This window comes from Massilia sp. UYP11, assembly GCF_050434805.1.
In the GTDB taxonomy this organism is placed as follows: domain Bacteria; phylum Pseudomonadota; class Gammaproteobacteria; order Burkholderiales; family Burkholderiaceae_D; genus Telluria.
This window is the reverse complement of record NZ_JBNDJE010000056.1, coordinates 1-1662: the sequence shown is the minus strand read 5'-3', so window position 1 is coordinate 1662 and position 1662 is coordinate 1. Positions and strand designations below refer to the sequence as shown.

The following is a 1662-nucleotide window of genomic DNA, read 5'->3' as shown; positions in this document are numbered from 1 at the left end:
CACTACCAGGGCCCGTTCCATCCAGAGAAGCGCACCGCGGTATGGCGCCACCACTATGACGAACTCAACCAGCGCACCGGCACGGTCCGCCCCGACGGCCACCGCATCGACTGGCTGACCTACGGCGCCGGCCACGTGCATGGCCTGCTGCTCGACGGGCAAGACCTCGTCTCCTTCGAGCGCGACGCGCTATACCAGGAAACCGGTCGCACCCAGGCCAACGGCCTGCGGCAAACGATGCAGTACGACCCGCTTGGGCGCCTGATCGAACAGCAGCTCGGCGCCATCGCGCAGGTCAGCCGGAAGGACCGGCACCCTTATTTCGACACGTACCGTCCCGACGTCCAGGTGGGCATGCAAGCCGCCATCCTGCGGCGCTACCGCTACGACCCGTCCGGCCAGTTGACCAGCCTCGAAGACAACCGGCGCGGCCGCGTCGAATACCGCTACGACCCGGTCGGACGGCTGCTGGCGGCGAACAGCGCATTAGGCCATGAAACCTTCGCCTTCGACCCGGCGGGCAACATCCAGGCAGCCGACACCGCGCAGCAGGAGCCCATCAGCCGCCGTGTCCCACTGCCGAAACTGCTGGACAACCTGCTGAAGGAATATGCTGGCGTGCGCTACCGCTATGACGAACGCGGCAACGTCGTGGAACGCACCCAGGACGGCATTCGGTCCGAATATGCATGGGATGCGTACAACCGGATGACCCGCGCCACGACCTGGCATGGCGTCACCACCTTTGCCTATGATGCGCTGGGAAGGCGCATCGCCAAGCGCAGCGGGACGATGGATGGCGCCGCCTTTCGCGAGACGGCCCGCACCATGTACGGCTGGGATGGCGACACGCTGGCGTTGGAAAGCAGCGTGCGCCGGGGCGACGCGGCGGGCGAACGGACGGTGCATTATGTGTACGAGCGCGACAGCTTCGTGCCGCTGGTACAGGCCACCCGGAGCCGTGCGCTTCGCCTGGCGCCTACCACGGATGTGAAAGCGCTGATGGCGGGCAACGGCGGCAAGTACGATATCGCGCTCGATCCGCTGTGGAACGGTGAGGTCGAGCAGGAAGCCGAGCCGTTCGGTAAGGAAGAGATCGCCTTCTACCAATGCGATCATCTGGGCACGCCGCAGGAGTTGACGGATTGCGAGGGCAAGGTTGCGTGGTCGGCGCAGTACAAGGCGTGGGGGCAAGCGAAGGAGGCAATCAGCGAGGCGGCGCGCAAGGCCGGGATACGGAATCCGATCCGGTTTCAGGGGCAGTACTTTGATGATGAGACGGGGATCCATTACAACCGGTATCGGTACTACGATCCGGATGGCGCACGTTACATGACGGCAGATCCGATTGGCCTGCTAGGCGGAATGAATGCTTATCAGTACGCACCCAATCCGACGGGTTGGATAGACCCTTTAGGTCTCCGGAGGAAAAACAAGAAAGCAGCTTGTCCCGTATGTAGTGGGACGCCATGTCGAGGTAGGAAAAATCCCTCGCGTGGTGCAGCAGGATTCCAGAGCTCAAGCGCCTACCCAAATAAAGACCGCTGGTCAAATGTGATCCTACCTAAAGGCCACCTCGAATAACCCGCTCTCGGCGTGAGCAGAGCCAGGCGAAACGTGAGTCCGCGCTCCAGCATCGCTCAGTAGCGTGATTTTCAAAGC

The 1662-nt window shown here is 63.0% G+C and carries 1 protein-coding gene; it reads left to right on the top strand.

Annotated elements, in window-relative coordinates; genetic code table 11:
- Positions 1–1584: RHS repeat-associated core domain-containing protein (locus ABIB38_RS24135; RefSeq protein ID WP_429207341.1), on the top strand; the 1584-nt coding region annotated here is incomplete at its 5' end.
- Between the last annotated feature and the right edge of the window lie 78 nt (positions 1585–1662).